Raw genomic sequence first — 1446 nt, forward strand, 5'->3', positions numbered from 1 at the left:
CCAAAAATCTTATTTATCTTACCCATTACGCGATCAGAGCGAATAAAACGTCCCATTTGTGATGCCAATGACGTATAACCCAACATAACAACGCTATCAATGAATACCGTGGTAACACCTAAGACCAGTAGTTGCGGTGCTTGAGGCTGTGTTGGATCGATAAACTGAGGGAACAAGGCCACCAAAAAGACGATAGATTTCGGGTTTGTTAGGTTAATCAATACTGCATTGCGTAAAAGTCTAAAGCTCGACAATGATGTACCGTCATCGGTTGCAACCATGCTGGATGTATCACGCCACTTTTGAATACCTAACCAGATCAAGTAAACCACACCAACCCATTTAATCAGCGTAAACGCGAACGCAGATTGAGCCACCAGCGCACCAATACCCGCACCCACCAGTAAGATATGAAACGCCAAACCAATTTGTAGGCCAGCGATAGAGGCGAGTGATTTGCGTGTACCATAACTTAAACCGTTACTGATTGAGTTCACCGTACCTGACCCAGGCGCTAAACTAAACAGAATTGCCGTCACGACATAAGCGAGCCAAACATGAGTATCCATTGCATTTCCTTAGCAGTACTTTAATCTAATAACATCAATAGCGATAAAAGCGCTCATCAGCATCTTTCAGGTAACTTCTCATGGCAATTAGCGATGCCGCACCTTCTTATTTCACTCAAGAGCCTCAATTTGAGGAAGCGATTAAACACCCGATCTCTGCCTTTTGGCAACAACGAAATGAAGGTTATGTCACCTCATCGAGCAAGAAAAAACTCTACTGGTGTAGCTTTACCTCACCACAGCATAGCAAAGCGATTGTGCTCTCTAACGGGCGTATAGAATGCTGTGAAAAATACCAAGAGCTATTTTACGATCTCTATCACCAAGGTTATGACATTTACTCTTTTGATCATCAAGGTCAAGGGCGTTCACAGCGCAGTGTCCAAGACTCTGACATCGGTCATATTCATGAGTTTGATGATTATGTGCGAGATATGCGAGAGATACTCCAACACTTCCCGCTCGACAAGTATGCGCATCGCTATCTACTGGCTCACTCGATGGGCAGCACCATTGCGACGCGCTACTTGCAGACCACCCCAGATCACCGCTTTGAGAAGGTCGTACTGTGTGCCCCTATGTTTGGCGTCAATACCGAGTGGTACCTCAAGCCTATTGCAATGTTTGTCGCGCAAGTGCTAACTGGGTTATACGCTAAACCCACCTATGCACCGGGTCATAAGGCGTATTACTCCAAACCGTTTGAGAACAATTTACTCAGTCACAGCCAAGTTCGCTATCAATGGTTTCGTGGGCTGTATCAAGATAACCCTGAGATTCAGGTAGGTGGGCCAAGTACGCGCTGGGTATGGCAGGGATTAATGGCCGCCAAACAAGCGATTCAGCACACTCGTCAGATTAAGATTCCCCTTTTGTT

At 45.6% G+C, this 1446-nt stretch carries 2 protein-coding genes; one reads left to right on the forward strand and one right to left on the reverse strand.

Going from position 1 to position 1446, the window contains the following annotated elements; translation table 11 throughout:
- Window positions 1-569: homoserine/homoserine lactone efflux protein (rhtB, locus tag KIV40_RS30410; protein ID WP_285352992.1), on the reverse strand; the 569-nt coding region annotated here is incomplete at its 3' end.
- A gap of 80 nt (window positions 570-649) precedes the next feature.
- Between rhtB and KIV40_RS30415 the strand changes: the two genes are divergently transcribed.
- Window positions 650-1446, forward strand: a 797-nt coding sequence (locus KIV40_RS30415; RefSeq protein ID WP_285352993.1) for an alpha/beta fold hydrolase, incomplete at its 3' end; no start/stop codon positions are given.

The organism is Vibrio sp. D173a (assembly GCF_030248475.1).